The sequence below is a fragment of the Pseudoalteromonas sp. UBA2102 genome (assembly GCF_002331165.1).
GTDB classification, from domain to species: domain Bacteria; phylum Pseudomonadota; class Gammaproteobacteria; order Enterobacterales; family Alteromonadaceae; genus Pseudoalteromonas; species Pseudoalteromonas atlantica.
Genome location: NZ_DCYU01000021.1, coordinates 35,848 through 39,299, shown reverse-complemented (window position 1 = coordinate 39,299; position 3,452 = coordinate 35,848). Strand labels below are relative to the sequence as shown.

Here is a 3,452-nt window from a genome sequence, read left to right as displayed (position 1 = left end):
TCTACTTTTATGGAGTCAGATCAGTCAGTTTTAGGCTTTAATTGCGTTTAGGGTTTCTATTTCTTGAAATACTTCTAAGCTAACAGTAAATAGCTAGGATTTAGCCCATGAACTTTGAGAACTTGGAAGTATGGAAACGATCTGCTCGCTTAAGTGCTGATATTTATAAAGCGACTAGCACTATAAAAGATTACGGATTTAGAGATCAATTAACGCGCTCTGGCTTGTCTGTTCCTAGTAATATAGCCGAGGGAATGACAAGAGACAGCAATAAAGAAAAAGTGAGGTTTTTAGATATCGCTCGCTCATCAATTGCTGAAGCAAGAACGCAAATTTATATTGGAATAGATATTTGTTATATAGATAAGTCCGTTGGTCGAAAGTGGCTTGATGAAACCGTAGCGCTTTCAAAAATGTTGACTAGTTTAATCGCAACATTAAAAATGACCGCTGACCGCTGACCGCTGACCGCTGACCGCTGACCGCTGACCGCTGACCGCTCTATAGTTTTACCTCTCCCTCTTTTAACTCCCTATACTCTCCACTTGCTAAGTTTTCGTCCAGTATAATATTACCTATTTGCTCGCGGTGTAGCTCTACCACTTTGTTACCTACCGCGGCTAACATGCGTTTAACTTGGTGGTATTTACCTTCGCTGATTGATAAACGTAAGCTGTAGGTGGCAAGTGCTTCTGCTTTAGCTGGACGGGTGAGATCTTTTTCGTTGTGAAGTTGTACGCCGCTGCGTAGTTGCTCTAATGCTTCTTCGGTTATAGGCTCTTGTGTTTCTACTAAGTAGGTTTTTAATTTGTTGTGCTTTGGCGAGGTTATACGGTGCGACCAATCGCCATCGTTAGTAATAAGTACTAAGCCGGTGGTGTCTATATCAAGGCGACCTGCTACATGAAAGTCGGCCATATTTGGCTCATCGAGTAAATCAAATACGGTGGGGTGTAGTTCATCTACATTGGCACACACGTAGCCTACAGGTTTGTGTAGCATAAAGTAGCGCTTGCCTAAAAATACCATAGGCTCACCAGCAAATGTTACTTCATCTTGCTGGTTTACTTGAAAATCGAACGCGCTAACAACTTCCCCATTTACTTGCACTTCTTGGCGTTTAATACCCGCGCGAGCTTTTGAGCGTGGTAGCTCGGCTAGGTGGCTAATAAATTTATCTAAGCGGCAAGGGAATTTCATTTTGGTTCACATTTTTAGTCGGCTACAATGGCGGCGATTATAGCCGATAGTGAAACCCCATGTCAGTAAACTACCCACAAATTTTAAGGCTTTACCAAGCAAAAATAGATACGGGTGAACTGTGTGTTGATAGCGCTCAGCAAAATGCGGTAAACGCGTTAAATAACCTAAGTATACAGTTACACATAAAAACACCTTGGTGGAAAAAAGCGCCGTTAATTAAAGGGGTTTATTTGCATGGGTCGGTGGGGCGGGGTAAATCCATGTTAATGGATTTATTTTATAAAAATTTACCCACTGAGCGTAAGCAGCGGCTGCATTTCCATCATTTTATGGCGCAAATACACACGCAACTTGCCCAGCTGCAAGGTCATAAAAACCCTCTCACGTTAATTGCTAAACAATGGGCGAAAGATATAAAAGTGCTGTGTTTTGATGAGTTTTTTGTTAGCGACATTGGCGATGCAATGATTATGGCAAGGTTATTTAACGCCTTGTTTGATAGTGGGGTAGTGCTGGTGGCAACTTCTAACGCAAAACCTGAGCAGCTTTATCGCAATGGCCTACAGCGCGCGCGGTTTTTACCCACAATCGATTTAATTAAAAATTATTGCCATGTTATTAGTGTTGCAGGGCAGGATGATCATCGCTTTAGGTATGGTAAAAATAGCCGCCACTATTTTATTAATTTACCTATAAACGAGTTTAAAAAGCAGTTTTTATCTCAGTATCCACAAGCAAAGGAAAATCAAATTTTACAGGTACACTCCCGCAGCTTACCGTGTTTATTAACCGCAGATAATGCATTAATGATCGATTTTATGGCGCTTTGCTCAGGAGCGCGTAGCGCTTACGATTATATGTTTTTAGCCAAGCAGTTTGATATTTTATATATAGAAAATGTGCCAAAAATGGGTGTAGGCGCAACAGGTAAAGTAATAGTGCATGGTATTGAAGACAGTTATCAACGCGAAAAACAAACCCTAAATGAGCATTATTTAGATGACGAAGCGCGGCGCTTTATTGCATTGGTGGACGAGTTTTACGATTGCCACAAGTTATTAGTTATTAACGCCCACGCGCACGTTGAGTCTTTGTATCAGGGGGAAAAGTTAAGCTTTGAATATGCGCGAACGCAGTCGCGTATTGTCGAAATGCAAAATTGGTAATTAGCGCTGACGCTAAGTTTATTTATAGGCGCTTTGCTTGCGCGTTGGTATAAAAATACTGGTATTTCAACTTTGTGCGTGAGCAAGCTTCACGCCTACGACTAAAATAACACAGGTGCAGTGGGTCTTGTAGACGCGCAGCTTGCTGGCGTTTAAAAGCAGCGCTTTTACGTTGTGTTAAACCCCTTTGATAAAGCTATGAGAAGCTTCGTTTTAAAGTGAGCAAGATCTACGTCTACATTAAAAAATTAGCGCGGTAGCAAAATTGTTTATAGGTGATTTGCCTGCTTGTGAAACAGGCAAAATTTATAAAGTATTTTTTAATTAACTTTTATAACCATTAGGGTTATTTGACTGCCAACGCCATGTGTCTTCCATCATGGCATCTATTCCACGCACCGCTTCCCAGCCTAGCTCATTAAGTGCTTTTTCTGGCGCGGCGTAGCATGCAGCAATATCGCCAGGGCGACGAGGCGATACTTGATAAGGAACGTCTTGGCCGCTGGCTTTTATAAAGGCGTTAACCATTTGCAGTACAGAGTAACCATTGCCTGTGCCAAGGTTATATACAAGTGCGCCGGTATTGTTGGCAATTTTATCAAGCGCTTTTAAGTGCCCCATCGCTAAATCTACAACGTGAATATAGTCGCGCACACCAGTGCCATCCACGGTGTCGTAGTCATCACCAAATACAGCAAGTTGCTTTAACTTACCTACTGCAACTTGGGCAATAAAAGGCAGTAAGTTATTAGGAATACCATTTGGATCTTCGCCAATTAAGCCTGACTCATGTGCGCCCACTGGGTTAAAGTAGCGTAAAATAGCAAATGCAAAACGCTCATCTGATTTAGCAATATCTTGCAGCATCATCTCAACCATCAGTTTTGATGTGCCGTACGGATTAGTTGTGCCACCTACCGGGAAGTCTTCTTTAATCGGTAAGCTTGCAGGGTCGCCGTAAACTGTGGCTGATGAGCTAAATACTAATTTAAATACGCCTGCATCACGCATGGCATCTACAAGTGTTAGTGTACCTTGTACGTTTGTTTGATAGTACTCAACAGGTTTAGCGACCGACTCACC

Annotated in this window: 4 protein-coding genes; 2 read left to right on the top strand and 2 right to left on the bottom strand. The window is 42.0% G+C overall.

Annotation, left to right across the window (positions count from 1 at the left end; translation table 11 throughout):
* The first annotated feature begins 107 nt into the window (after positions 1 to 107).
* Positions 108 to 461 carry a four helix bundle protein gene (locus tag B2R65_RS02275; protein WP_024032429.1) on the top strand — a complete coding sequence of 118 codons (354 nt, stop codon included), beginning with the start codon at positions 108 to 110 and terminating at the stop codon, positions 459 to 461.
* Positions 462 to 501: 40 nt separating this feature from the next.
* On the opposite strand, the gene rsuA is transcribed toward B2R65_RS02275, so the two are convergent.
* Positions 502 to 1,200, bottom strand: a complete 699-nt coding sequence (gene rsuA, locus B2R65_RS02270) for a 16S rRNA pseudouridine(516) synthase RsuA (protein ID WP_286740700.1) — start codon at positions 1,198 to 1,200, stop codon at positions 502 to 504.
* 59 nt (positions 1,201 to 1,259) lie between these two features.
* Between rsuA and zapE the strand changes: the two genes are divergently transcribed.
* The gene (zapE, locus tag B2R65_RS02265; RefSeq protein WP_286740698.1) at positions 1,260 to 2,369 is read left to right on the top strand and encodes a cell division protein ZapE; all 1,110 of its coding nucleotides are present in this window, start codon (positions 1,260 to 1,262) and stop codon (positions 2,367 to 2,369) included.
* Positions 2,370 to 2,693: 324 nt separating this feature from the next.
* Here zapE and galE read toward each other — a convergent pair.
* Positions 2,694 to 3,452 (bottom strand): UDP-glucose 4-epimerase GalE (gene galE / locus B2R65_RS02260; protein ID WP_286740697.1); only part of this gene is annotated, 759 nt, incomplete at its 5' end.

Coding starts and splice junctions, on each gene's coding strand:
- B2R65_RS02275 (WP_024032429.1), top strand. CDS start 108: ATGAACTTTGAGAACTTGGAAGTATGGAAACGATCTGCTCGCTTAAGT.
- rsuA (WP_286740700.1), bottom strand. CDS start 1,200: ATGAAATTCCCTTGCCGCTTAGATAAATTTATTAGCCACCTAGCCGAG.
- zapE (WP_286740698.1), top strand. CDS start 1,260: ATGTCAGTAAACTACCCACAAATTTTAAGGCTTTACCAAGCAAAAATA.